Origin of the sequence: Sphingomonas sp. Ag1, from assembly GCF_000980895.1 — a bacterium.
Taxonomy (GTDB): Bacteria; Pseudomonadota; Alphaproteobacteria; order Sphingomonadales; family Sphingomonadaceae; genus Sphingomonas; species Sphingomonas panaciterrae.
Map to the genome: position 1 here is coordinate 724,597 of NZ_LAZX01000094.1, position 25,614 is coordinate 750,210.

Genomic DNA, 25,614 nt, shown 5'->3' on the forward strand with positions numbered 1-25,614 from the left:
AGGTGTTTCGGGGGGTAAGCGTTGGTTTCGGACAAGGAAGCGCCAAAAAAGCCGGTCAAGAAGAAGGGCAGCACTGCGGTGCAGTCCAAGGACCGGGACATGGGTGCGGCGCTGCGATCAATCTATCAGAAGACGATCGACGAGCCGGTCCCGGACGAGTTCGTTTCCCTCCTGGGCAAGCTAGACTAAGCACAGACATGGCAACGACGGCGGACGATTCGCGCGTTGGCGCGACGACGCCGACGTTCATGATGCGCTGGCCCACGGGCGCGAAGCTTCTGGTGATCCTGTCGATCGCGCTGCTGCCGCTCGCGATCATCGCAGTGTTTGCGACGCTGCGCATCACCCAGATTGCCGATACCGAGGCACGCGCGGGCCTGCGCGTCGCGGCGGCCGAGAGCAGCCGCGCGATCGCGATCGAGCTGATCGGCGACATGACCGCGCTGCGTGCCGCGGTGGATGCGCTGGAGGCGGACCCCGGCGACACACCCAGCTGCGCGCGCGTCCAGGGCGTTTTCGCGCAACAGGCATTCAACGGCGCGCGATTCGCGGTGTTCGGCCCCAAGGGTCGGCTGCTGTGTGGCAGCAGCTTTCCCGGGGCGCTGGAGGTGGCGCGAACCGCCCGCGACGCGGCCGTGGCAGCGCAGATCCTGCCCCAGCGCGGTCTGCTGCTCGGGGTGGTCGGTCGTTCCGGGCAGGTCACCGCAGCGGCATACTTCCCGACCGACTTCCTGGCGGAGCTGAGCCGCCCGAGCGGGTTCACGCCGGCCTATGCCGCAACCCTGATCCACGGTGCGAACGAGCTGGTGCTGCAATCGCTGGCGCGCGAGAACGCATTCGAGCGGCGCGAGAATAACCTCACCGACCTTGGCATCGGCGACCTGAAGCTGGCGATGGAGGTGCGCACCGCGCCGATCACCTCGCCGCTGGTCATCGCGCTGCTGCTGCCGCTGGTCATGTGGGCGGCCGCCGCCGGCATCGCCTGGTTCGTCGTCGATCGCCTGCTGATAAGGCCGATGCGCCAGCTGCGCGCGCGCGTCGCGGCCTTCACGCCGGGCGAAGAAACCGATTCGCAAGTAATCCGCGCGCTGCCGGCGCAGGAATTGCGCGAATTGGGCGATACGTTCCGCGCGCTGACCAGGACCGTGGCGATCCACGAGGCGGGACTTGCCGAAGGGCTGGTGCGCCAGACGAAGCTGACGCGCGAAGTGCATCACCGGGTGAAGAACAACCTCCAGGTGATTTCCTCCCTCATCAACTTTCACGCGCGTGGCGCGAAGTCGCCCGAGGCGTCGCAGGCCTATGCGTCGATTCAACGCCGGGTCGATGCGCTCGCGGTGGTGCATCGCAACCATTACGCCGAGATGGAGGAAAATCGCGGGCTCTCGCTGCGGCCGATGCTGGGCGAGCTGGCGTCCAACATCCGCGCGACGGCGGCCGAGGGCACACAGCTGCGCATTCAGCTCGACATCGATCCCTATCTGGTGACGCAGGACGTCGCAGTCGCGGTGGCCTTCCTCGCCACCGAGTTGATCGAACTGGCCGTCACCTGCGATCCCGCGGCGCAATTGCGCGTGTCGGTCAAGGAAGCGGCGACGCCGGATCGCGCGACGCTGCGCGTCTCGTCGCGGGCGCTGATCGAAAGCCCGGAACTTCGCGACGGCCTCGCCACCCGCTTCGGGCGCGTGATCGAAGGCCTGTCGCGCCAGCTGCGCGCGCCGCTTCACCACGATCCACTGGCTGGCGCGTACGAAATTTCGATCGCGGTGCTCGGCCGGGATTGAGGCTGGGCCGGCGGCAGCGCCGCGGCTCAACTTTTTTCCACGATTGGCGCGAAAGCCTAGGAACCCCCGCCGCCGATCGACGTTCTACACTTCGGATAGCGACCTTATGCCCCCCCGCTCTCGCTATCCGCGACATAGGCCCGGAAGCGTCAACCCTCCCCCCCCCGGTGACGCTTTCGGGCCTTATTTCATTTCCTTGAGATCGTTGGCGCGAAGGAACGAAGTTCCTCACCACGCATTTTCCCGAATGCGAAATGACTGCGCGCAGGAGGGCTTGATGAAAAAGTTGTTCGGAATGGTTGTGGTGGCTGGCGCCCTGATGGTTTCGGCGTGCAACACGGTCGAAGGTGTCGGGCGCGACGTATCCTCGGCGGGCAACACCGTCGCCAAGACGGCGGACGACGCCAAGTAACCACGGCTTCATTGTCACGAGACGGGCGGCGTCGAGGAGACACTCGACGCCGCCCTTCTTTTATTCGCTGGCGGCGGCGGCCGTTTTTTCTCGCGCGCGGCGGCGCTCGGTAAACCAGATGCCGATCAGCGCGAGTTCGTAGAGGATGCACAGCGGGATCGCGAGGAGCAGTTGCGACCCGACGTCGGGCGGGGTCAGCACCGCGGCAATCGCGAAGGCGGCGACGATCGCGTAGCGGCGCGCCGACACAAGCTGCTGGCGAGTCACCACGCCACCACGCTCGAGCAGCATCAGCAGCACCGGAAGCAGGAACGACAGGCCGAAGCCGAACAGGAACTGCATGATGAAGGACAGGTAATTGCCGATCGAGGGCAATGCGTCCTGGCTCACCCCGCCGATCTCGCCCTGGAAGCCGAGCAGGAAGTGCAGCGCCACGGGAACGGCGATATAATAGGCCATCGCGGCACCGGCGAGGAACAGGATCGGCGTCGCGAGCAGGAAGGGCAGCAGCGCACGCCGCTCATTGCGGTAGAGGCCCGGGGCGACGAACTGCCACAATTGGTTGGCGATCACCGGGAACGACACCATCATCGCGGCGAAGAAGGCCACCTTGATCTGGACGAAGAAGGCCTCGAAAATCTGGGTGTAGATCAGCCGCTTCTGGCCGGCCGCGAGGAGCGGCTGCACCAGGAAGGCGAAGATCGCCTCCGCGAAATAATAGCAGACAGCAAAGGCCAGCAGCAGCGCGCCGATGCAATATAAAAGACGGCGGCGCAGCTCGATCAGATGGTCGAGCAGCGGGGCGCGCGTGTCATCCAGTTCGTCGGCCGGGTTCATGACGGGGCCTTGCCATTGGCTTCAGGAAGGGCCGTCTCGTTTGCCGGGCGCAGCACAGGCTGTTCGACCATCACTGGTTCATCGGGCTGGGACGCGTCCTGCGGGGCGACGTCACCACTTGGTGCGGTCCCCGTCGGGTCCTGGGCAGCAGGCAGCTGCCCGGCCGCGGGCTCGGCCGGCGCAAGCATCGGATGCTCGCGCATGATCCGCTCATTTTCCGCCTTCCACTTCTTTTCCATCTCGGCGAGCTCGGCCTCGCGCACCATCTCGTCAAAGCCGGCGCGGAACTGGCGGGCAACGCCACGCGCCTTGCCGACCCAATAGCCGAGCACCCGAAGCGCCTTGGGCAGGTCCTTCGGGCCGATGACGAGCAACGCCACCACGGCCACGACGGCCATTTCGGAAATGTTGAAGTCGAGCATGGCGGACGATGGCGACGCGGATCAGATCAGCGCGCGACCTTGTCTTCCTCGACGATCGTCTCCGAGGCGGGACGCGCCGTCTGCTGCGCCTCGATCCGCTGCGCGGGCTTCGCAGACGCTTCCTCGTCTTCTTCCGACATGCCCTTCTTGAAGTTCTTAACGCCCTTGGCGACGTCACCCATCATGCTCGAGAAGCGGCCGCCACCCAGCAGAAGGATGGCAACGATCGCGAGAATAAGGATGTGCGGGAGGCTGAAGCTACCCATGGGGATTCTCCTGAAGTCCCGACCATCTAGTGCTCATCGTCGTTCTTTTCCACCGCGAGTTGTTCGACTGTCAGATCGACCGGATCGAGCAGGCCGGCGGCGCGCAGATCCTCGATCCCGGGCAAGTCGCGGCGCGATTTCAGGCCGAAATGCGAGAGGAACGCCGGTGTCGTGACGAACGTGAGCGGCCGGCCCGGCACCTCGCGCCGGCCAGCCGGGCGAACCCAGCCCGCCTCCATCAACACGTCGAGCGTGCCCTTGGAGATCTGGACGCCGCGAATCGCCTCGATCTCGGCGCGGGTCACCGGTTCGTGATAGGCGATGATGGCCAGCGTCTCGATCCCGGCGCGGCTGAGGCGGCGAACTTCCTCCCGGTCACGGCGCAGCACATGCGCCATGTCGGCCGCGGTCTGGAAATGCCAGGCGTCGCCGCGCTGCACAAGATTGATGCCGCGCCCGGCATAGTCGCGGGCGAGTTGCTCCACCGCGGCGCGCACGTCGTCGCCCCCGACATAGGCGCGGATCGAATCGATCGTCATCGGATCAGCTGCCGCGAACAGAACCGCCTCCACTGCCCGCACCACGTCATTGGGGGGGGTCACGCGGGCAGCCTCAGGTACAATGGCGCAAAGGTGCCGTCCTGCCGCAGTTCGACCCTGCCCTGCCGCGCCAGTTCAAGCGCGGCGAGAAAGCTGGAGGCGAGCGCGGAGCGGCGAAAGGCACCGTCCGCGCCGTCCGGCAGGAAGCGGTGCAACAGCGACCAGTCGATCGCCGTGCCGAGCAGGGCGGAAATGCGCGCGATCGCCGCCTCCAGCGTCATAACCTGTCGATCCTGCACGACATGCATGACCGGGCGGGTGCGCGCGCTGATCCGGCCATAGGCCGAGATGAGATCGTAGATTTCCGCCGACCAGCGCGCCTTGCGGATCGTGCGAAGCCCGTCGGGCGCGGGGCGGCGGAACACGTCGCGGCCCAGCCGATCACGCGCCATCAGCCGCGCCCCCGCCTCCCGCATGGCGGCGAGCCGCTCGAGCCGCAATTGCAGCCGCAGCGCCAGTTCCTCGGGGTCGGGCTCCACCTCAGGGTCGCGCGGCAAGAGGAGCGCCGATTTGAGATAGGCCAGCCACGCCGCCATGACGAGATAGTCGGCGGCCAGTTCCAGCTGCAGCGTGCGGGCGCGTTCGACATAGGCCAGATATTGTTCGACCAGCGAGAGAATCGAGATCTGCTTCAGGTCGACTTTCTGCGAGCGGGCGAGATTGAGCAGCAGGTCGAGCGGGCCTTCCCACCCGTCGAGATCAAGCGTCAGCTGCTCCCCACTCACGCGCCGATCGCGAGCAATTCGTCGCGCTTGGCGACCAGATCCGCGAACACGCCCTCGGCTGGCCGCAGCGTCGCCATCGCCCGATCGAGCCGGTCGCGTGACGGCTGGGCGATATCGTCCAGCCGATCGGCGATCGCGACCATCTCATCGAGCCGCGCCCAGCAGTCGAGCACGATGTCGCAGCCAGCGGCGATCGCCCCCGATGCCTTGTCCGCCGGCGTGCCGGACAGTGCCTTCATGTCGATATCATCGGTCATCAGCAGGCCATCAAAGCCGATCTTGCCGCGGATCACATCGTTGATGATGGTCGGAGACATGGTGGCGGGGCGCTCAGCATCCCACGCCTCGAACACGATGTGACTGGTCATGCCCATCGGCGCATGGGCCAGCGCGCGGAACGGCGCGAGATCATCCTCCAGCTCCGCCGCGGTCGCCGTGACGGTGGGGAGCAGATGGTGCGAATCTACCTTGGCCCGGCCGTGGCCCGGCATGTGCTTGACCACGCCGACGACGCCGCCGGCCGCCAGCCCTTCGAGCGTCGCGCGGCCGAGCGCGGCGACACGCTTTGGCTCGCTGCCGAAAGCGCGGATCGAGATTGCCTCGGTGGTGCCGGGGCCGATCACGTCGAGGATCGGGTGGCAATCGACGGTAATCCCGACCTCCGCCATCATCAGCCCGAGCGCCTGCGCATTGGCGCGCGCTGCCTCAATCGCGGACATAGGCGCGATGTCATACAGGCGGTCGAAATCGGGGCCGGCGGGAAAGGCGGGCCATTCCGGGGGTCCCAGCCGGGCGACGCGACCGCCTTCCTGATCGACCAGGATCGCGACGTCCGAGCGACCCTCCAGCGTACGCAGCTCGTCGGTCAGCGCGCGAAGCTGCTGACGATCGAGGCAATTGCGCTTGAACAGGATGTACCCCGCCGGACGCGCCTCGGCGAAGAATGCGCGTTCGTCGGAGGTAAGCGTCGGCCCGGACAGGCCAAAGATCACTGGCTTCATGGCCCGGTATTAGCGGGTCCGCCGGGGGTTTCCACCCCGGCGCGCGGGCGTCCCGCCGCGGTCAGCTGGTGACGAAGCACTTCTCGCCGGCGACGGTCAGGCGGCCACACAGATCACTCGCGGCGTCCGCGCTGCCGGCATTCACCTTCAGGCGATAGACCTTGCGGCCGTTGACCTCGGCGGGCTGGACGGTTTTGCCCAGCGTCGCGACATAGGAGAAGCGCTTGGCCACCGCGCTCCACGCGGTGTTCGCCGCCGCCTCGCTCGGGAAGGCGCCGAGCTGGACCAGCGACCCGCCCGAGTTGGCACCCGGGATCTGCTTCTTCGGTGCGGCCATCGGTGCGGCGGCGACCAGCCGTCCGCCCGAGCCGGGAACCTCAGCGACGGTGCGTGCGCTGCCGTCGGTGGCCGGTGCCGGCGCGTCGGCGCGGCGGCCGGCGATCGGCGCCTCGGGCACCGCCTTCAGATCGATCGCGGCGGTGGCGCTTGCCCCGGCGCTGGCGGCGATCGCCGAATCCCCTTCCCCGTCGACCTTCAGCCCGCCGGGATCATCCGGCTTCACCTTATAGTCGCCCGGCTGCGCGGCGATCAGTTCACCCTGGCCGTCCGGCGCGCGGGTCTGGAAGCTGAATACGGCAAAGACGATGGCGGCGAGAAGCACGAGGCCGACGGCGACCAACAGCAGGACGCGCAGCACGCCCGGCCCTTCCGGCTCGTCCGGCTCCACCGTCTCAAGCCACGGAAGCCGGTCTTCATCCCTGAGATCGAATTCCTCGGTCGCCATGAATCACATCTCCGAGACTGCCTCCACGCCCATGATGGAGAGACCGTTGCGGATAATTTGTCCGACGCCTTCCGCCAAGAACAGACGCGCCGCCGTCATCGCCGGGTCGTCGGGCAGCAGGAAGCGGCGGTCGGGCCGATCGTTACCGACATTCCATAGCGCGTGAAATGCCGCTGCCAAGTCATACAGGTAGAAGGCAATTCGATGCGGCTCACGTGCCGCAGCGGCCGTTTCCACCACACGCGGGAATTGCGCCGCCAGCTGCACCAGCGCCAGTTCCTCCGTATCAAGCCGGGACACGTCGGGATGGGACAGGTCCAGCCCCGCTTCGGTTGCACGACGCCGCAGCGAGGCGACGCGTGCATGGGCGTACTGGACGTAGAAGACAGGATTATCCTTCGACGCCTCCACCACCTTGGCGAAGTCAAAATCCATCTGCGCGTCGGAGCGGCGAGTCAGCATGGTGAAGCGGACGACGTCCTTGCCGACTTCGCGCACCACGTCCGCGAGCGTGACGAAGTTGCCGGCGCGCTTGGACATCTTCACCGGCTCGCCGCCGCGCAGCAGGCGCACCATCTGCACCAGCTTCACGTCGAATCGGGTGCGCCCCTCGGTCAGCGCCGCGACCGCCGCTTGGATGCGCTTCACGGTACCGGCGTGGTCCGCGCCCCAGATGTCGATCAGCGCGTCCGCCGTCTGCGCCTTTTGGAAGTGATAGGCGAGGTCGGCGCCGAAATAGGTCCACTGGCCGTTCGACTTCTTGATCGGGCGGTCCTGATCGTCGCCGAACAGCGTGGAGCGGAACAAGGGCAGCTCGACCGGCTCCCAATCCTCAGGTGTCTCTCCCTTGGGCGCTTCCAGCGTGCCGTCATAGACGAGGTCGCGGGCGCGCAGCCACGCCTCGGCCGCCTCGGGCTTGCCCTCGGCCTGAAGCTCCGCCTCCGACGAGAAGACGTCGTGGTGGATGCCGAGCAGCGCCAGATCGGCCTTGATCAGCACCAGCATGGCATCGACCGCGCGCGTGCGGAACAGGGGCAGCCAGTCCGCCTCGGGCGCAGTCGCATAGCGATCACCGAATTCCTGGGCGAGCTGCTGGCCAACGGGGACCAGATAGTCGCCAGGGTAAAGGCCTTCGGGAATCGCGCCAACATCCTCGCCCAGCGCCTCACGGTAACGCAGGTGTGCGGAACGGGCGAGCACGTCGACCTGACCGCCCGCATCGTTGACATAATATTCGCGGATCACGCGGTTGCCGGCAAACTCCAGCAGCGACGCCAGGGCATCCCCTACCACGGCGCCGCGGCAATGGCCCATGTGCATCGGGCCGGTCGGGTTGGCCGAGACATATTCGATGTTGACGGTCGTACCCTGCCCGGCGGTGGAACGACCATAGTCAGCGGCACGATCATGGATCGCGGCAAGTTCCGCCCGCCAGCTGTCATCGACCAGTCGGAGGTTGATGAAGCCGGGGCCGGCGATCTCGACCGCGGCAACCTCATCCAGCTGCTGCAATGCAGCGCCGATCTTCTCAGCCAGCGCGCGCGGGTTCGTCTTTGCCGCCTTGGCCAGCACCATCGCCGCATTGGTGGCGAGATCACCATGGGCGGGGTCACGCGGCGGCTCCACCGTCACCGCGCGGCGCTCGATCCCCGACGGCAGGTCGCCAGCTGCCTCGAGCGCATCGAGGGCAGCGTCAACGTAAGCGGCGAAACGGGAATAGAGCGTCATGGCAACCAATCGTGTTCGTGAAGACGCGCGCGATAGACCAATGCGACGAGCGCGACAAATCCGCCAGCGATTGCATCCGCTGCAACTGTATTTTCGACTTTTGCGCTTTGGTTGGTGCGGCGCAGCATCTATTGTGCACTTGCGAAAAGATTTGGTTTCAAACCGAGGAATCCTACCATGCGCAAGCTCATCATGACCGCCGCTTTCCTCACTGCAATGGCGCCGTTTGCTGCGCAGGCGCAGGACGAGAAGAGCTTCCAGCACGAGAATCAGACCTACGTCTACAAGACCAGCGAAGGGCGCGAAGGCGCGACCGTGATCACCGGCCGTCGCGTCGGCGGTGACCGTTTCCGCCTGGTCGTCGAGGGCGAGAAGGTCCGTGGTAACGTCGGCGGCACGCCGGTCGCTTTCCGCGCGCCGCAGGGCGGTGCGGTGTCGGTGCTGACCGCGAACTGATCCACTCGGGGGGGGCAAGCCCCTCCGCGGATGATCGAGGGGCCGCTGGCGCTGCGATGGCGCCGGCGGCCTTTTTCATGGCCGCTGCCCGGCGGCGTGGGCTGCCCTCTAGCGCAGGGCGCCGCTTTTGGCGGTGACGCTGATCGGGTGCTTGGGTTCTGGCGAGAGGGTCCGGGCCAGGGTTTCGAACCGGCCATCGGCGATCCTGATCTCGTTGAACGCCGGCGGTGACGAGCGCAGCCGTTTTGACAATGTTCCCGCGCCGATCATCCGCACCGTCCAGTCGCCAAATGTCACTGGCTTGTCGAAGGGATCATGCACATGGCCCGACAGGACAGCATGGGTGCCGGCATCCGCCAGCGCCTTCAGTGCTTCGTCACCATTGCGTGTCTTGGCGGTGCCGCGCGTCCCGCCTTCGATCAGGGGATGGTGACCCGCGACGAAGATGAGGTTGCCTCGCGGCGCCGCAGCGATCAGGTCCAGCGTATTCTTGAGCGCGTCGCGGCTGACATGCCCCTTTGACCAGTTGAGCCGCAACTGCGCGCGGGCCGTCGTCTTGAGCGGCACGATCGTGATGCCGGGCAGGTCGAGGGTCTTTTCGATCATGCGTTCCGCCGCGCCATAGCGCTTGTACGGGCTGAACAGCCGGCGCAACGGATCCCAATAATAGGGCAAATCGTGGTTGCCGACCTCGATCGTTACCGGCACGCCGAGGGACATCAACCACTTTCCACCGGCATCGAATTCGCGGGTGCGGGCGCGCATGGTCAGGTCGCCCGTCATGATCACCGCATCGGGCGACTCGTCGGCGACGCATTGCGCGAACCAGTCGAGCGCAGCGGGATCCTCAGCACCGAAGTGCACATCGCTTACGTGGAAAAGCTTCATCGACATGCCAACGCGCTGCCCGCGATTCGGTTCGCGGGCAAGCGCCTAGCGTGTCGCAGGTCAGCTGCGTCGGTGCTTCCCGCCGTAATGCGGGCCGATATAGCTGGCGATCTTCGCCATCTCCTGCGCGGCGCTGCGCGCGGCCTCGGCGCAACAGGGGATCGGATCGCGCTCTGCCTGGCTCGCGCGCATCGCCACCCGATCGGTCAGCGTTTCGATATCCGCGCGGGTCAGCACGTTTTTCTCCCGGAGCAAGCAAAGCAGGCTTTGCAGGATCACCAGGGATTCTTCGCCCGCGCGCTCTTGTGGCGTCATTGGCTCTCTCCTCTTCCTAAGTACGGGAGAGTAACAAAAACGTTCCGAGAGGCAAGGCGGTTAGTTTAATCCACCACCCAGCGACCGGTAGAGTTCCACAAGATTGCTTCCGCGCGCCAGGCGCGTCGTCACCAATTGCTGTTGTGCAGCATAAGCGGTGCGCTGTGCGTCGAGCGCCACGAGGAAGGAATCCACGCCTGCCCGGTAGCGCGCGTCGGACAGGCGGGCCGCCACCGAGGCTGCCTCCGCCCGCGCCGTCTGCGCGGCGACCTGCTCCTCGATCGTGCCGCGCTGCGCGAGCGCATCGGACACTTCGCGGAACGCGGTCTGGATTGCGCGTTCGTAGGTGGCGACCGCCACCTGCTGCGACGCCTTGGCATAGTCGAGATTGGCGGCGTTGCGACCGCCGTCGAACAGCGGCAGTGCGACCGACGGCGCGGCATTGTAGGTGAAGCTGCCGCCGCCGAACAAACCCGACAGCGCGGTAGAGATCGTCCCGATCGTCGCGGTGAGCGAGATACGCGGGAAGAATGCCGCGCGCGCCGCGCCAATGTTGGCGTTCTCGGCAATCAGCTGATGCTCCGCCTGGAGCACGTCAGGACGGCGCAGCAGCACTTCCGAGGACAGATTGCCGGGCAGCGCATCGCGGGTCACCGGTGCGTTGCCGAGTTCGGTCGGCAGCTGGTCCGCGGGCACGGTGGCGCCGACGAGGAGGTTCAGCGCATTCTGATCGCGGGCAACCTGAGTCTGCAGCGCCGCAATGTCATTGCGCGCGGCCTGGTAATTGGTCTCCGCCTGCCGCGCCTCCAGCTCGGACGCGACGCCGATACGGAACTGCGCGCGGGTGAGCTCCAGCGATTGTTCGAACGCCTTCAGCGTCTCGCGGCTGATGCGCAGCTGTTCCTGGTCCGCCGCCATGGTCAGCCAGGCATTGGCGATTTCGGCGATGAGGCTGATCCGCGCGGTGCGCTGCGCCTCTTCGGAAGCGAAATATTGCTCCAGCGCGGCGCGCGAGAGGTTGCGGACGCGACCGAAGAGATCGAGCTCGAACTGCGAGAAGCCGGCGTTGACCGAGTAGAACTCAAGGTTCGACGAGGCCGAGCCGATCCCGCCGCCAACCGCGCCAGCCCCTGCCCCGGCGCCTACACCCGTGCCGCCGCCAACACCGCCGGTGCCGGTGCCGGTGCCAGTGCCGCCGCCGGCCATTCCGCCAGCGCCGAGCCCGCCGCCGGCCGCGCCGAAGACGTTGTTGGTGTAGGTGCCCGAACCGGAAATGGTGGTGTTTGGCACCTGGCTGGCACGCTGGACGCGATATTGTGCCCGCGCCTGCAGCACGTTGCCGGCGGCAATCCGCAGGTCACGATTGTTGGCAAGGCCGGTCTCGATCACTTGCCGAAGGCGGGGATCGAGGAAGAAATCGCGCCAGCCCACCTGGGTGATGTCCGGCGCATCGGTCGCCGCGCGTGGATAGATACCGCCTTGCGGCAGGGTTTCCGGGGCGGCGCCGACCGGGCGAACATATTTGGGCGCGAGATTACAGCCCGACAGGGTGGTGGCGACGGCGAGCGCCGCCAGGAGGGAACGGGACTTCATCTGGATCATGCTCCCTGCGGCGTCGGGCCACGATCGCGCCCTGCGTCGCCATCGTCCCCGTCGTCACGCAACGGTTCGTAGTTGTTGACGTTCTGATCCCCCTCATCGTCCTTGCCGTGGCCGAACAGCCGCGAGACGACCACGAAGAAGGTCGGAACCAGGAAGATCGCCAGCACCGTCGCGGAGAACATGCCGCCCACCACCGACCGGCCAATTGCATTCTGACCACCGGCACCCGCGCCGGTCGAGATCGCCAGCGGCAGCACGCCGAAGATGAAGGCCAGGCTGGTCATCAGGATCGGACGCAGGCGTAGTCGCGCAGCCTCCACCGCCGCGTCGAACGGCTTCATCCCTTCCGCGATACGTTCCTCCGCGAACTCCACGATCAGGATCGCGTTTTTCGCCGCCACACCAATCGTGGTGATGAGGCCGACCTGAAGGTAGATGTCGTTGTTCAGCCCGGTCAGCGTCGCCGCGAGGAGCGCACCGATCACGCCCAAGGGGACCACCAGCATCACCGCGATCGGCACCGACCAGCTTTCGTACAATGCCGCGAGGCACAGGAAGACGATCAGCAGCGACAAGGCATAGAGTGCCGGTGCCTGGCCACCAGACAGCCGTTCCTCGAACGACAGCCCGGTCCACTCCAGCGCGGTGCCGGGTGGGAGCTTGGCCTGAATTTCCTCCATTGCCTCCATCGCGGCACCGGTGCTGACGCCCGGCGCCGGTGAACCCTGCAACTGCATCGCGGGCTGGCCATTGTAGCGAGTCAGCGACACCGGCGCGTTGGTCCAGCTCACCGTCGAGAAGGAGGTGAACGGCACCATCTGGCCCTGGTCGTTGCGGACGTAGAAGTCGGCAATATCCTCCGGCCGGACGCGATAGGGCGTGTCCGCCTGGACGTAGACGCGCTTCACGCGGCCGCGGTCGATGAAGTCGTTGACGTAGGAGCCGCCCCACGCCGTCGCCAGCGTCGAATTGACCGTCGCCAGATCGAGCCCCAGCGCGCGCGCCTTGTCCTGATCGATATCGACCTTCAGCTGGGGCGCGTCCTCCAGGCTGAGCGGGCGAACCTGTGCGATCAGCTTGTCCTGCATCGCCATGCCCAGCACCATGTTGCGCAGCTGAGTCAGCTTTTCATGGCCGATCCCACCCGTGTCGACGAGCTGGAGGTCGAAGCCGGTAGCATTGCCCAGCTCCTGCACCGCCGGCGGCACTAGCGCGAAGATCATGCCGTCCTCGTACTTCGAGAATACACCCATGGACTTGGCCGCGATGGTCTGCGCCTTGTTGTCGATCCCCGGCCGCTCATCCCATGGCTTCAGGCTGATGAAGGCGAGGCCCGCATTCTGCCCCTGCCCTGCGAAGCTGAAGCCGTTGATGGTGAAGACGGACTGCACACCCGGCTGCTCGAGGAAATAATTCCGAACGAGGTCGAGACCCTTGTCGGTGCGCGCGGTCGTGGCGCCCGCGGGCCCCTGCACCAGCGCGATGACCGTGCCCTGATCCTCATCGGGCAAGAAGGCGCTGGGCAGCCGGGCGAACAGCAGCACCATGCCACCGACGATCAGCAGATAGACGAGCATCGACCGCTTCCAGCTGCGCGCGGTCTTCTTCACGCCCCGCTCGTACTTGACCGTCCCCTTCTCGAAGGTGCGGTTGAACCAGCGGAAGAAGCGGGCAAAGATCCCGTTGCCTTCGTGCTTGGTCGGATCGTGCGGCTTCAGGATGGTGGCGCACAGTGCCGGTGTCAGGATCAACGCGACCAGCACCGATAGGATCATCGCCGAGACGATGGTGATCGAGAACTGGCGATAGATGACGCCCGTGGAACCGCCGAAGAACGCCATCGGCAGGAACACCGCCGACAGCACCATGCCGATGCCGATCAGCGCGCCCGAGATTTCGTCCATCGACTTGCGCGCGGCGTCCTTCGGGCTGAGCCCCTCGTCGACGATCAGACGCTCGACGTTCTCGACCACAACGATCGCGTCGTCGACCAATAGACCGATGGCGAGCACCATGCCGAACAAGGTCAGGGTATTGATGGTGAAGCCCGCCACCTGCATGATCGCGAACGTACCGAGCAGCACGACCGGCACCGCGATCGTCGGGATCAGCGTAGCGCGCCAGTTCTGCAGGAACAGGAACATCACCAGGAAGACGAGGACGACTGCCTCGACCAGCGTGTGGATCACCTGTTCCACCGACAGGCGGACGAACGGCGTGGTATCGAAGGGGTACACGACCTTGACGTCGGCCGGGAAACCCTTGGCGATCGATTCCACTTCGGCCTTCACCGCGTCGACGGTGTCGAGCGCGTTGGCACCCGCGGCAAGACGGACGCCGAAGCCCGAGGCGGGCTTGCCGTTGAACTTGGTATCGAAGCCGTAATTCTCGGCGCCAAGCTCAACCCGAGCCACGTCGGCCAACCGAACAACCGCGCCATTTTCCGTCGTCTTCAGGCGGATCTGACCGAATTGCTCCGGCGTCTGGAGGCGTGACTGGACCGAGACGGTCGCGTTCAGCATCTGCTCCTTGGGAGCGGGCTGAGCACCGATCTGGCCGGCCGAGACCTGGGCATTCTGCGCCCGCACGGCATTGGTCACATCGGCGATGGTGAGCTGATAGTTGTTCAGCTTCAGCGGATCGATCCAGATGCGCATCGCATATTGCGAGCCGAAGATCTGAAGCTCGCCCACGCCGTTCACGCGGCTGACCGGGTCCTGCAGCCGCGACACGACCATGTCCGACAGGTCAGTGATCGAGTGCGAGCCGTCTTCCGAATACAGGCCGACGATGACGAGGAAGCTGGCGGCGGACTTCTGAACCTGAATGCCCTGTTGCTGCACTTCCTGCGGCAGCAGCGGAGTCGCCGCCTGCAATTTGTTCTGAACCTGCACCTGCGCGATGTCAGGATCGGTGCCCTGTTCGAACGTCAGCGTGATCGTGAGCACGCCCGACGAGGAGGACGAGGACGAAAAATAGCGCAGGTTATCGATGCCGCGCAGCTGCTGCTCGATAATCTGCGTGGTGGTGCGTTCCAGCGTCGTCGCATCCGCGCCCGGATAGGTCGCGGTGATCGACACCGTGGGTGGCGCGATCTCCGGGAACTGCGCGACGGGAAGGCTGCGGATGGCGATGACGCCAGCCAGCATCAGGACGATCGCGATCACCCATGCGAAGATGGGTCGATCGATGAAATAGCGTGCCATGTAGGGTTACTTCGCCTGAGCCTGGCCGTTGGGCTGCGCCTGGGGTTGGCCAGCCTGGGCCGGTTGTCCCTGCCCCTGCCCCTGCGGCTGCCCTTGTGGTTGCCCCTTGCCTTGCGGCTGACCGGGCGCGCCAGGGGCACCCGTGCCAGCGGGCGCCGCATTCGGGTTCCACGGCTTGGGCGAGACGGGCATGCCCGGACGCAGCATGCCGCCGCCACCTTCCACGATGACACGATCCCCAGGCTTCAGCCCGGCGGTTACCAGCCAGTCCTCGCCAATCGTGCGATCGGTGGTGAGGATCCGCGGTTCGACCTTGTTGTCCCGTCCGACCACCATCGCAGTGGCCTGGCCGCTTTCGTTGCGCTGCACGGCGCGCTGCGGCACCAGGATGCCGTTGCGCTCCGTCCCCTCGACCAGTTCGGCGCGGACGTACATGCCCGGCAGCAGCAGGCCGCGCGGGTTCTGGAAGATCGCTCGGATCGTCTGCGTTCCGGTGGTCGGATCGACGGTGACGTCGGTAAACTGCAGCTTGCCCTCGATCGGGTAAAGCGAGCCATCCTCGAGCCGCAAGCGAACGCGCGCGGCGCCGCCGCCGCGGGACAGCTCGCCAGCCGCGATCGACTGACGCAGGCGCAGGAGGTCGGCGCTCGATTGCGGCACATCGACATAGATCGGATCGAGGCGCTGGATGGTGGTCAACGGATTGGTCTGGCCCGAGGTCACCAACGCGCCGGTGGTCGACTGCGCGCGACCGATCCGGCCGGAGATCGGCGCGCGGACCGTGGTGCGCTCAAGATCGATCTGTGCGGAGCGCAAGGCCGCCTGCTGGGCCGCGACGTCGGCCTGCGCCTGCTGTGCAGACGTGATCGCATTGTCATATTCCTGGCGCGAGATCGCGTTGATCTTCACCAGTTCGCCATAGCGACGCTGCAGCGCCGCGCTGGAGGCGATGGCGGCGCGGGCTCGCGCGAGCGACGCCCGCGCGCTGGCGACCGCGGCGAGATAGGGCTGCTGATCGATGCGGAAGAGCGGCTGGCCGCGACGAACCGAATCGCCCTCCGTGAACAGGCGCTCAACGATCAGGCCATTAACCTGCGGGCGCACTTCGGAGGTTTCAAACGCGGCCGTGCGGCCCGGCAAGGTCGTTGTCAGCGTCACAGCCTGCGGCTGGACGGTGATGACCGATACCTGAGGGGGTCCCGCCTGCTGTTGCTGCTGACCCTGATCGTTCTGCCCACCACAGGCGGACACCGACGCCAGCAGCAGGGCTGATAGCGCGACCCTCTTGAATGCCATATCGTTCTCTGAAATAAAGTGAGTGATCGTTCACTCACGTTTGCTGCTACTGCGAACTGGAAAACGCGTCAAGTCGAGGAGAGAGGTCATCGAACAATGTGGCGCAGCCCTCCCCGGCTTGCGCATCGGGCGGGCAAACGCACGGCGCGAGAAATTGATCCAGGCGGCACGTGAAGCCTTTGCGGCGACCGGGTTCCACGGCACGGGCATGGCGCAGATCGCGCAGACGTCGGGAATTGCCGTCGGGCAGATCTATCGCGATTTCGCCAACAAGGAAGCGATCGTGGCGGAGATCGTCGCGCGCGATCTGGAAGACTTTCTGTCGGAACGTGGCCTGTGCGCCGCGGGCGCCACGGGTGATCCCGCCGTGGTGCGCGCGTGGATCGGTCAGTTCGTTGCGTGCGAGAACCCCGAGGGGGGACGACTCGTGGCGGAGATCATGGCCGAGGCATCGCGCAACGAGCGGATTGCCGAAATCGTCCGCGCGGTGCGGGAGCGGATGCGCAGCGAGCTGACGTCTGCCTTGTGCCTGCTTGTGCCGGCATCGGTGTCGTCGAGCCGGTTCATCCAGGTGGCGGAAATGATCCAGACGATTGCTGCCGGCGTTTTCCAGCGACGCGTGACCGAGCAGGATCAGCCCAGCCCGGACGTGATCCGCGCGTTGATGACGTGCATCAACGCGGCCATCGACGGACTGCAGCACGACGCGGGCGCCAGCGAAACGGACGCCAGCGCCGAAGCCGCCCTTTCGTGACGGGCGCGCCTAGCCGCTGAAGCGCACGCCGATCCACAAGGTGCGCGGCGTCGCACGTTCAATCACATCGGCGCCGCTGACGCCCGCTTCGACCAGCGCATCGAACAGGTTTTCGCCCCGCGCCTCGATCGCAAGCCCTCGCGTCACCGGCACCGACAGATACGCGTCGAGCGTCGTTGCGGGGGCAAGCACGCGGGCGTTCTGATCGTCCTCGAACTGGCCGGACATGTGGCGCAGCGTCGCCGACGCGGTCCAAGCGCCCTGACGCCAGCCGAGCGTGCCCGACAACTGATCGCGCGGCGTCTGCGCCGGGCGCAGGCCGTCGAGCGGCGCGGCGGCACCTGATGCTTCCACCCGCGGATCGACATGGCTCCACGAGGCGATGGCGAACACCGGCCCCGCCTGCCAGCGCGCGTCCAGCTCAAGCCCCTTGGAGCGGATCGCGTCCAGGTTCTGCCGCACGCGATAGGCGCCGTTGACGAAGCCGACGCCCGGGAAGGTGCCCGGCCCCTGCCCCGCCGTCACATTGGCAATGGTATTGTCCAGCCGGTTCCAGAACACGGTGGCGGACAGCGTCAGATTGGCCAGGGGCGCCAGCGTCACGCCGCCGTCGACGCCGCTCAGCCGCTCGGGCGCGAGATCCGGGTTGGCGGCGGTGGCATCGGCGCCGACCCGGAACGGGCGGTACAATTCGTTGAGCGTCGGCAAGCGCCAGCCGCGATAGCCGCTCACCCGCAAAATGACGGCCTCCACCGGCGCGAAGGCGAGACCGGCGCGACCGGTCCATTCGGTGCCGTCGCGCTCCGGAAAGCGGCTGGCCGTCAAGGGCACGCCGGTCGCCAGCGTATATTCGTCAAGCTGCCCGTCGGCGATGCGCCAGCGATCGAGGCGCCCGCCCAGGGTGAGCGTCCAGCGTCCTGCCTCCACGCTGCCGTCGGCGAAGATGCCGGTCGTCCTGCTGCTGCCGCCGGCGATGCGCCGCCGCGTGGGCGCACCGCCGACATAGGTGTAATTTTCCTGGGTGCGCCCGGTCACGTCGCGCACGTCGATGCCCAGGCGCAGGTCGCGGCCCGCACCGACGGGCGGCACGATCTCGAACCGCGCGCCGATACCGGTGGCAGGGGTGTTATACTGGTCGAGCGTCTGGCTGGCGCTGACCCGGCCTGCGGAGACACTGGCGAATTGCGACGCGAAGGAGCGGGTCTGGAGATAGGCCAGCGCCGAATAGCCCCACGCCCCGCGCCCGACGATGCGCAGGCTGGCGTCAGCCCCCTCGCTGCGATTGGCAGTGAAGGCGGTGCCGCGTTCGCGATGATCGGTGAAGCCGCTGACATTGGCCTGAAGCTCGGTATCGGGCGCCACGCGGATGACCCCGCGCAGCGCCGCCGATGCTTGTTCGTAAGGCGCGGGCCGGTCGGCCGGACCGCGATCTGCCGCGACCACCGGAATGAAGCCGTCGCCACGCGCATAGGCCGCCGAGACAGTGGCAAAGCCCGGACCCGACAGAAACGTGCCCGACGCCTGTGCATCGAGCGAATCGCGACTGCCATAGGCAAGGCTGCCGAGCAGCGTCGGGCGATCGCGCGGGTCAGCGCTTTCCAGTTCGACCGTGCCAGCAAGCGCGCCGGGGCCGAAATAGCCGCTCCCCCCGCCGCGGGTGACACGGATGCGGCCGATCCGATCGGTGGCATAGGCCGGAAATGGCACCCATCCGCCGAACGGATCTGCCTGCGGCACGCCATCGAGCACCAGCAACGCGCGGCTGGACGCGTTGCCGCCGATCCCGCGCAGCGAAATGCCCTGGCTGGTCGGATTGGCCGAGCGCGAGTCCGAGCGGCGAAACTGCTGCAGCCCCGCGACATCAGCGAGAACGCTTTCCAGCCGATCGCTGGCATTGGCGCTGATCCGCTGCGCGTCGATCGTGACTACGTCTGCGGTACGGTCGCCGGGACGGTCGTCGAGCCCGCGGCCAGTGACGACGATGTCGGAACCCGCCTGGGCGTGGGCCGCAGTGGGCAATAGGATCAGGACGAGGGCAGCGCTGGCGCGAGAGGTCATGCGCCGCCTATGGGTTGCCACGCCCCCTTCGTGCAAGCGGCGCAAGCGCGGTCAGACCTCCAGCGCCACCTCTGCCACCCGCTCCGTCGACGCCAGCACCTCGGTGAAGCGCTTGCGCCACCAGATCACGTCCTCGTCGACGACATTGTCGAACATCGGACGCCAGCGCGCGATCCGCTCGTCACGCGGCATGTTCAGCGCATGCTCGATTGCGTCCGCCATCTCGTCGGGGCTGTAGGGGTTGATCAGCAATGCCCCGGTAAGCTGCGCCGCGGCGCCAGCGAAGCGGGACAGGATCAGCACGCCGGGATCCTCGGGATCCTGCGCCGCCACAAACTCCTTCGCGACAAGGTTCATGCCGTCGCGAAGCGGGGTGACCAGCCCGATCTTGGCGGCGCGATAGACACCCGCGAGCACGCCGCGCGGCAGCCCGCGGTTGACGTAGCGCAACGGCACCCAGTCGATTTCCGCATGCGCCCCGTTGATGCGGCCGGACAGCGCGTCGAGTGTTGCGCGAATGTCCTGATAGCTCTGCACGCTGGCACGCGACGGAGGCGCGATCTGGAGCATCGTGACCTGGGCATGGGCGTCGGGCCGGGTATCGAGGAAGCGAAGATAACCGTTGAACCGTTCCTCCAGCCCCTTGGAATAATCCAGCCGGTCGACGCCGACGATCAGGCGACGGCCGCTCAGGCTTTCGACTACGCGGTTCTGGGTCGTCACCGCCTCATTGCTCTGCGCGCTGGCGATGAATTCGCGCGCGTCGATGCCGATCGGACAGGCGATCGCCCGGATCGTGCGGCCGCCGACGGTGACGCGGTCATCATCCTCGATCGTGCCACCCATCTCCCGGACGACATAATCGTGGAACGTCTCCAGCCATTCGCGCGTGTGGAAGCCGACCAGGTCATAGGCGAACAGCGCCTCCACCAACCGCCGATGCTCGGGCAGGGCATGCAGCAGGTCGGTCGGCGGCCAGGGGATGTGCAGAAAGAAACCTAGGCGATTGGTGATGCCCTGCTGGCGCAGCAGCCAGCCGAGCGGGATCATGTGGTAATCGTGAACCCAGATCAGGTCATCGGGCTCGATATGTGGGCTGATCACTTCGGCGAACAGCCGGTTCACCCGTTCGTAGCCGCCTTGGAAATCGCGTTCGAACTCGGTCAGGCCGAGGCGATAGTGGAACAGTGGCCAGAGCGTGCGGTTCGCATAGCCGTCGTAATATTCCTCCACGTCCTGTTCCGGCAGATCGATCGTGGCGGAGGTCACCCCATCGAACGTCTCGAACTTCAGCTCACCCGTCTCGCCCGTCTCCCCCGACCAACCGAACCATATGCCGTCCGCCTCGCGCAGCGCGGCGGTCAGGGCGACCGCCAATCCTCCTTGTGCGCTTGGCTGTTGCGGGGTTGGTGCAGAAACGCGGTTGGAGATGACGATCAGACGGCTCAACGTATGGCACTCCAGGGTTTACTGAGCAGGACGGCGCAATTGATCACGCCGACGAGCGAGTAGGTCTGGGGATAATTGCCCCACAATTCACCGGTATTCGGGTCGATATCCTCCGACAACAGGCCGGCGGGGGTGCAGCGCGCCAGCATTTCTTCAAACAATTCACGCGCGTCGGCATCCCGGCCGGTGAAATGAAGCGCCTCGATCAACCAGAAGGTGCAGACGTTGAACGCCGTGTGCGGCAGGCCGAAATCATCCTCCGTCGCGTAGCGCAGCATGTACGATCCGCGGCGCAAGCCCCCCTCCACCGCCTCCAGCGTCGTGCGGAAACGTGGGTCGTCGGGCGAAAGGAAGCGGAGGTCGAGCAGCTGCAGCAGGCTGGCATCGAGGTCGTCGCCGCCGAAGGTCGCCGACATGCGCTGCGTGTCGGGGCGCCAGGCCGCTTCCTCGATCCGCGCGCGCATCGTCTCTGCCCGCTCGCGCCAGAAATCGGCGCGGTCGTCGAGCTTCAGCGCCTCTGCGGCATTGGCGAGCCGGTCGCATGCCGCCCAGCACATCGCCGCCGAATAGGTGTGCACATGGCTCTTGGTGCGCAATTCCCACAGGCCCGCGTCAGGCTGATCGAACTTCTGCCAGGCACGCTCGCCGATCGGCTCCAGCGCCTCGAAATCCTCGCGCCCGGCGACGCGCAACAGGCGATGATCGAAGAAGGCTTGCGCGTTGGAAAGGACGATCTGGCCATAGGCATCATGCTGGATCTGCTCATAGGCCTGGTTGCCGACGCGCACCGGCCCCATGCCGCGATAGCCCGACAGCGCCGGCGCCTCCCACTCGATCAGGGTCGCCTCCCCGCCGACGCCGTAGAGCGGCTGGATGTGGCCATCCTTGGCGTTGTCGACGATGTTGCGCAGATATTCGAGATACCCTTCGAGCACATCGAGCGCCCCCAGCCGGTTGAGCGCCTGGACGGTATAGTAAGCGTCGCGGACCCAGCAGTAGCGATAGTCCCAGTTCCGCTGGGAATCTGCATGTTCGGGGATCGACGTGGTCAGCGCGGCGACAATCGCGCCGGTTTCCTCATGCTGGCACAGCTTCAGCGTGATGGCGGAGCGGATCACCGCCTCCTGCCATTCATAGGGCGTCGCGAGCCCGCGTACCCAATGCCGCCATTCCTCGATCGTTCGCTCGAGCATATTGTCGAGCGCGGCGTGAAGGTCGTCGGAAAAGCTTTCGTCCGGGCCGAGGAAGAAGTGCAGCGGACGCTCCACGCGAAACATCCGCTCATCCTCGATCCAGCCGACCGGCGCCGTGGTCGACAGGCGAAGCACGCTGTCGTCCAGCAGGTAGCGGATATGGTTGGACCCACGCGTCGTCGTGGCCCGCACGGAGCCCCAGGTCACGGCGGGGCGCAGGCGAACGCGGATGCGCGGGCTGCCCGCGACGGGCCGCACAATGCGGGCGAACGCTACCGGGCGGTAGCGCCTGCCATTACGGGTGAAGCGCGGGCAGAAATCGATCACCTCGATCGCATTGCCGTCCTCATCCTCGTGCCGCGTGACCAGAATGGGCGTGTTACGCAGATAGGATTGCGTCGTCGTGCGGCAGCGATCGATGTCGATCTCCCAAAAACCGAACGCATCGTCACCGGCCTTGGGATTGTCATCAAGCAGCGAGCAGAAAGCCGGGTCGCCATCGACGCGCGGGGTGCAGCCCCACACGAAGCGGCCGGCGCGGTCCACCAGCGCGGATACCTGGCAATTGCCGATCGGCCACAGATCCATCGTCGCGGTCATGCCGCCTTCTCCAACCAGGCGCGCACGGCGGCCACATCATCCAGGCGGAACTGCGCCGCCGTCTCACGCGGAGCGCCGACCAGCACGCCGACACCGCCGCGCTCGGCGACGAGCGCCAAGCCGGATTCGTCGGTCACGTCATCACCCGCGAACACTGGCATGTGCCCGGCAAACGGCTCATGCCGCAGCAGCGCATCTATTCCGGTGCCCTTGTCGTGGCCGCCGACGCGCAGTTCGACCATCATCTTGCCGGTCTGCAAAACCAGCCCGTCCCGATCAGCATATTGTTCGGCGAGCCGCCGCGCGGCTACGCCATGCTCCGGTGCCATGCGATAATGAACGGCAACGCCCAGCGATTTCACCTCGACCACAACCCCCTCTTCGCCCGCGAACGCCGCGGAGAATGCCCGCTCGGCCTCGACCAGCGCGGGCGGACGATCCGGCGCGATGTTCCGGCCTCCCAGCCGCAGTTCGGCGCCATGACTGCCCACCACCGCGATTTCCGCGGCAGCATCACCCAGGAACCCCTCGATCTGCGCCACTGATCGTCCACTGACTAAGGCGAAACGGCCGGCAAAGGTTCCAGCGAGCTGGTGAAGAAGATCAATTAGCCCGGTATCGACCACGATCGCGTCGGGCCGATCCACCAGGTCGACCAAAGTGCCGTCGAAATCGAGAAGGAGGCAATGGCCGCTCGCACGAAGGGGCGGCGGCGGGGGAAGCGACGCAACTGGGCTCATGGCCGACGCTCTAGCGTGCGCGCCCGCGTTCGTCAGCGTCCGATGCTGGCGCCATCCCGCCAAGTCTGTCATCAGCGGCAAAAGAGCAGATAAATGATGGGGCGGATGGCCGATGTTCCTCAACTTCCTCGATGAGCTGCGCGTCGCGGGCATCCCGGCGAGCCTGAAGGAGCATCTGCTCCTGCTCGAAGCGCTCGATGCGGAGGTGATCGATCGCACGCCCGAAGATTTCTACTATCTGTCGCGCGCTGTGTACGTGAAGGACGAGGGCCTGCTTGACAAGTTCGATCAGGTGTTCGCCAAGGTTTTCAAGGGGATCGAGAACAGCTTCATCCAGGAAGGCGCGCAGATTCCGGAAGACTGGCTGAAGGCGGTCTCCGAGAAGTTCCTGACGCCCGAGGAGATGGAGGCGATCAAGTCGCTCGGCTCCTGGGAGGAGATCATGGAGACGCTGAAGAAGCGGCTCGAGGAACAGCAGAAGCGCCACCAGGGCGGCAACAAGTGGATCGGCACCGGCGGGACCAGCCCGTTCGGAAACTCCGGCTACAACCCCGAGGGCGTGCGCGTCGGCGGCGAATCGAAGCAGAAGCGCGCGCTGAAGGTGTGGGACCAGCGCGAGTTCAAGAATCTCGACAACACCAAGGAGCTGGGCACCCGCAACATCAAGATCGCGCTACGCCGGCTGCGCAAGTTCGCTCGTGAGGGCGCGCAGGACGAACTGGATATTGACGGCACGATCGACGGAACTGCGCGGCAGGGCTGGCTTGACATTCGCATGCGCGCGGAACGGCGCAATGCGGTGAAATTGCTGTTGTTCCTCGACGTTGGCGGATCGATGGACCCGTTCGTCAAGCTGTGTGAGGAACTGTTCTCGGCCGCCACCAGCGAGTTCAAGAACCTGGAGTTCTTCTACTTCCACAACTGCCCTTACGAAGGGGTGTGGAAGGACAACAAGCGCCGCTTTTCCGAGCGGACGCCGATGTGGGACGTGCTTCACAAATTCCCGCACGACTACAAGCTGGTGTTCGTCGGTGACGCGTCGATGAGCCCGTATGAGATCACCCATCCGGGCGGCTCGGTGGAACATTTCAACGAGGAATCGGGCGCGGTGTGGATGAACCGCCTGACGACTACTTACCCGGCCGCCGTCTGGCTGAACCCGGTCGCGCAGGCGCAATGGGGCTATTCGCAATCGGTGAAGATCATTCGCGAACTGATGAACGACCGCATGTACCCGCTGACGCTCGCCGGGCTGGACGATGCGATGCGGGAACTCACGCGCAAGCGGTGACCTTGCGCTGATCCGCCCGCCCTGCCCCCGTTCGTCGCGGGGCGGGCGAGCGATCGTTCAGCGCTTGCCGGTCCAAATGCGGACGCGGGCGTTCGGCTTCACGCCGCCCTGGTGCGCCGGGCAGCGGGTGTAGCGGAACTTCCTGTCCATGCAGATCCAGACCTCGTTCAGCCAGCCCATGCGGTCGGTCGTGACGCGCATCATGTCGGCGCGCATGCCGCGATTGACCCGCGCGATTGCGGTGGCGAGCTTGCCGGCGGTCAGGCTCTGGCGCGCGAGGGCGTTCATGTCGGGATAGCGGACCTCGTTGAAGAGCGAGGTCGCCTTGCCGAAATAGCTGTCGGGCGTTTCGCCGGGCATGCAGGTGCCGTGCTTGGCCCATTCATGCTGCAGCAGCTGCGCCGACGGGGTCGCGCACAGGTTTGCCCGCACCGTGCGTTGCGAAATCAGCGGCGTCGCCTTGCAATATTGCGGCCACTCCTTGCCGAACCCGTCGGGCCAGAGGCCGTGCAGGACGAAGCCGAAGCGGTTGCCGCTGCCGCACTGGAACGTGGAGCGGGCGGCGCGATCGGGGGTGCGGCAGTGCTGCGGCGACCAGCTGATCGCCAGCGTATAACTTCCGATTGGCAGCAGACGCTGTGGCTCGCTCTTGCTTGGCAGGTCGGGACGCACCCGGAGGTCCGTGCCGGCCGGAACCGAGCATTGATATGCCTGGGCGGCGGCCACGCCCGGCATCAGCGCCAGCGCCAGAGCAAAGCCACGGATCATTCGGTAAACTCCTGTTCTTCAACGGCATGTTCGCCGAACCAAAGCCTGGCGTCGGGGCGAAACAGATAGGCCGCCGAAACGACGTACAGCGCGCCCGACGCAAGGCCGGCGAGTGATGCCGCCAGCGACGGCGTGGCACCGACGATCAGCGCGACCAGGCCGAACAACAGGATCACGAAGGCGATCGCCGCAAGCACCACCACGAACCATTTGGCCGCGATGCTCGGCTGGCGGGCGGTGAAATACCACAGCAGCAATCGCAGCGTGATGTTGAAGACCACCGATGTCGGCAGCAGCCAGCCCATCTCCGCCAGCGCAGGATTGCTGGCGAAGCTTGCGACACGCTGAGGCCAGTCGAGCATGGTGCTGAGCAGGCCGAGCGCGAGCGCCAAAAGGTACAGGCGCTCAAAGCGCCTGATCGACAGGGGACGGATCAACGG

The 25,614-nt window shown here is 66.1% G+C and carries 25 protein-coding genes; 6 read left to right on the forward strand and 19 right to left on the reverse strand.

Translation table 11 applies throughout. The features are described from left to right. Window positions 1-21: 21 nt before the first annotated feature. From XM50_RS20905 to XM50_RS16380, 3 genes are all read left to right on the forward strand, one after another. The gene (locus XM50_RS20905; RefSeq protein WP_231622004.1) at window positions 22-189 is read left to right on the forward strand and encodes a NepR family anti-sigma factor; all 168 of its coding nucleotides are present in this window, start codon (window positions 22-24) and stop codon (window positions 187-189) included. Between the two features lie 8 nt (window positions 190-197). Next, window positions 198-1,784 (forward strand): sensor histidine kinase, encoded by a 1,587-nt coding sequence (locus tag XM50_RS16375; RefSeq protein ID WP_052742608.1) that lies wholly within the window; start codon window positions 198-200, stop codon window positions 1,782-1,784. Window positions 1,785-2,061: 277 nt separating this feature from the next. After that, complete coding sequence (locus XM50_RS16380; protein WP_046411830.1) at window positions 2,062-2,196, forward strand: entericidin A/B family lipoprotein; 135 nt, start codon at window positions 2,062-2,064, stop codon at window positions 2,194-2,196. 60 nt (window positions 2,197-2,256) lie between these two features. On the opposite strand, the gene tatC is transcribed toward XM50_RS16380, so the two are convergent. From tatC to argS, 8 genes are all read right to left on the reverse strand, one after another. Next, window positions 2,257-3,033 carry a twin-arginine translocase subunit TatC gene (gene tatC, locus XM50_RS16385; RefSeq protein WP_046410964.1) on the reverse strand — a complete coding sequence of 259 codons (777 nt, stop codon included), beginning with the start codon at window positions 3,031-3,033 and terminating at the stop codon, window positions 2,257-2,259. After that, window positions 3,030-3,455: a Sec-independent protein translocase protein TatB gene (gene tatB / locus XM50_RS16390; RefSeq protein WP_046410966.1), complete on the reverse strand. Its 426-nt coding sequence runs from the start codon at window positions 3,453-3,455 to the stop codon at window positions 3,030-3,032. Before tatB ends, tatC begins: the two co-directional genes overlap by 4 nt. Before the next feature lie 26 nt (window positions 3,456-3,481). Continuing rightward, on the reverse strand, window positions 3,482-3,721 hold the full coding sequence (locus tag XM50_RS16395) for a Sec-independent protein translocase subunit TatA (RefSeq protein ID WP_046410967.1): 240 nt from the start codon (window positions 3,719-3,721) through the stop codon (window positions 3,482-3,484). A gap of 26 nt (window positions 3,722-3,747) precedes the next feature. Next, window positions 3,748-4,323, reverse strand: coding sequence for an SMC-Scp complex subunit ScpB (gene scpB / locus XM50_RS16400; RefSeq protein WP_046410968.1), 576 nt, complete (start codon window positions 4,321-4,323; stop codon window positions 3,748-3,750). Further along, window positions 4,320-5,045, reverse strand: a complete 726-nt coding sequence (locus tag XM50_RS16405; RefSeq protein ID WP_046410969.1) for a segregation and condensation protein A — start codon at window positions 5,043-5,045, stop codon at window positions 4,320-4,322. Before XM50_RS16405 ends, scpB begins: the two co-directional genes overlap by 4 nt. Next, window positions 5,042-6,046 carry a beta-N-acetylhexosaminidase gene (nagZ, locus tag XM50_RS16410; protein WP_046410970.1) on the reverse strand — a complete coding sequence of 335 codons (1,005 nt, stop codon included), beginning with the start codon at window positions 6,044-6,046 and terminating at the stop codon, window positions 5,042-5,044. Before nagZ ends, XM50_RS16405 begins: the two co-directional genes overlap by 4 nt. Window positions 6,047-6,107: 61 nt before the next feature. Next, window positions 6,108-6,830, reverse strand: a complete 723-nt coding sequence (locus XM50_RS16415; protein WP_046410971.1) for an SPOR domain-containing protein — start codon at window positions 6,828-6,830, stop codon at window positions 6,108-6,110. Window positions 6,831-6,833: 3 nt separating this feature from the next. Further along, entirely contained in the window at window positions 6,834-8,558 is a 1,725-nt protein-coding gene (argS, locus tag XM50_RS16420) for an arginine--tRNA ligase (protein ID WP_046410973.1), read from the reverse strand. Window positions 8,559-8,735: 177 nt separating this feature from the next. Between argS and XM50_RS16425 the strand changes: the two genes are divergently transcribed. Next, on the forward strand, window positions 8,736-9,014 hold the full coding sequence (locus XM50_RS16425; protein ID WP_052742609.1) for a hypothetical protein: 279 nt from the start codon (window positions 8,736-8,738) through the stop codon (window positions 9,012-9,014). Window positions 9,015-9,122: 108 nt separating this feature from the next. On the opposite strand, the gene XM50_RS16430 is transcribed toward XM50_RS16425, so the two are convergent. Genes XM50_RS16430 through XM50_RS16450 form a run of 5 tightly spaced genes read right to left on the reverse strand, consistent with a single transcriptional unit; the run spans window position 9,123 to window position 16,321 of the window. Beyond that, a complete protein-coding gene (locus tag XM50_RS16430; protein WP_046411833.1) occupies window positions 9,123-9,902 on the reverse strand; it encodes a metallophosphoesterase family protein in 780 nt (259 codons plus the stop codon). 60 nt (window positions 9,903-9,962) lie between these two features. Further along, on the reverse strand, window positions 9,963-10,217 hold the full coding sequence (locus XM50_RS16435) for a hypothetical protein (RefSeq protein ID WP_046410975.1): 255 nt from the start codon (window positions 10,215-10,217) through the stop codon (window positions 9,963-9,965). Between the two features lie 60 nt (window positions 10,218-10,277). After that, on the reverse strand, window positions 10,278-11,810 hold the full coding sequence (locus XM50_RS16440) for an efflux transporter outer membrane subunit (protein WP_443024677.1): 1,533 nt from the start codon (window positions 11,808-11,810) through the stop codon (window positions 10,278-10,280). Window positions 11,811-11,815: 5 nt separating this feature from the next. Then, entirely contained in the window at window positions 11,816-15,025 is a 3,210-nt protein-coding gene (locus tag XM50_RS16445; protein WP_046410979.1) for an efflux RND transporter permease subunit, read from the reverse strand. Between the two features lie 6 nt (window positions 15,026-15,031). After that, a complete protein-coding gene (locus XM50_RS16450; protein WP_082103131.1) occupies window positions 15,032-16,321 on the reverse strand; it encodes an efflux RND transporter periplasmic adaptor subunit in 1,290 nt (429 codons plus the stop codon). 154 nt (window positions 16,322-16,475) lie between these two features. On the opposite strand from XM50_RS16450, the gene XM50_RS16455 reads away from it, so the two are divergent. After that, entirely contained in the window at window positions 16,476-17,075 is a 600-nt protein-coding gene (locus XM50_RS16455) for a TetR/AcrR family transcriptional regulator (protein ID WP_046411837.1), read from the forward strand. Window positions 17,076-17,084: 9 nt separating this feature from the next. Here XM50_RS16455 and XM50_RS16460 read toward each other — a convergent pair whose 3' ends face one another. The 4 genes from XM50_RS16460 to otsB are packed head-to-tail and all read right to left on the reverse strand — an operon-like array spanning window position 17,085 to window position 23,115. After that, window positions 17,085-19,133: a TonB-dependent receptor gene (locus XM50_RS16460; protein ID WP_046410981.1), complete on the reverse strand. Its 2,049-nt coding sequence runs from the start codon at window positions 19,131-19,133 to the stop codon at window positions 17,085-17,087. Window positions 19,134-19,184: 51 nt separating this feature from the next. Next, entirely contained in the window at window positions 19,185-20,582 is a 1,398-nt protein-coding gene (locus XM50_RS16465; protein WP_046410983.1) for an alpha,alpha-trehalose-phosphate synthase (UDP-forming), read from the reverse strand. Beyond that, window positions 20,579-22,375: a glycoside hydrolase family 15 protein gene (locus XM50_RS16470; protein ID WP_046410985.1), complete on the reverse strand. Its 1,797-nt coding sequence runs from the start codon at window positions 22,373-22,375 to the stop codon at window positions 20,579-20,581. Before XM50_RS16470 ends, XM50_RS16465 begins: the two co-directional genes overlap by 4 nt. Continuing rightward, on the reverse strand, window positions 22,372-23,115 hold the full coding sequence (otsB, locus tag XM50_RS16475) for a trehalose-phosphatase (protein WP_046410987.1): 744 nt from the start codon (window positions 23,113-23,115) through the stop codon (window positions 22,372-22,374). The genes XM50_RS16470 and otsB overlap by 4 nt, the downstream gene beginning before the upstream one ends. A gap of 112 nt (window positions 23,116-23,227) precedes the next feature. Here otsB and XM50_RS16480 point away from each other — a divergent pair, with 112 nt between their 5' ends. After that, window positions 23,228-24,406, forward strand: coding sequence for a vWA domain-containing protein (locus XM50_RS16480; RefSeq protein ID WP_046410989.1), 1,179 nt, complete (start codon window positions 23,228-23,230; stop codon window positions 24,404-24,406). A 57-nt stretch (window positions 24,407-24,463) separates the two neighbouring features. Here the strand turns inward: XM50_RS16480 and XM50_RS16485 are convergent, their stop codons facing one another. Both XM50_RS16485 and XM50_RS19265 read right to left on the reverse strand, forming a co-directional pair. Further along, window positions 24,464-25,174 (reverse strand): ribonuclease T2 family protein, encoded by a 711-nt coding sequence (locus XM50_RS16485; RefSeq protein WP_046410991.1) that lies wholly within the window; start codon window positions 25,172-25,174, stop codon window positions 24,464-24,466. Then, window positions 25,171-25,611, reverse strand: a complete 441-nt coding sequence (locus tag XM50_RS19265; RefSeq protein WP_125945788.1) for a hypothetical protein — start codon at window positions 25,609-25,611, stop codon at window positions 25,171-25,173. Before XM50_RS19265 ends, XM50_RS16485 begins: the two co-directional genes overlap by 4 nt. Between the last annotated feature and the right edge of the window lie 3 nt (window positions 25,612-25,614).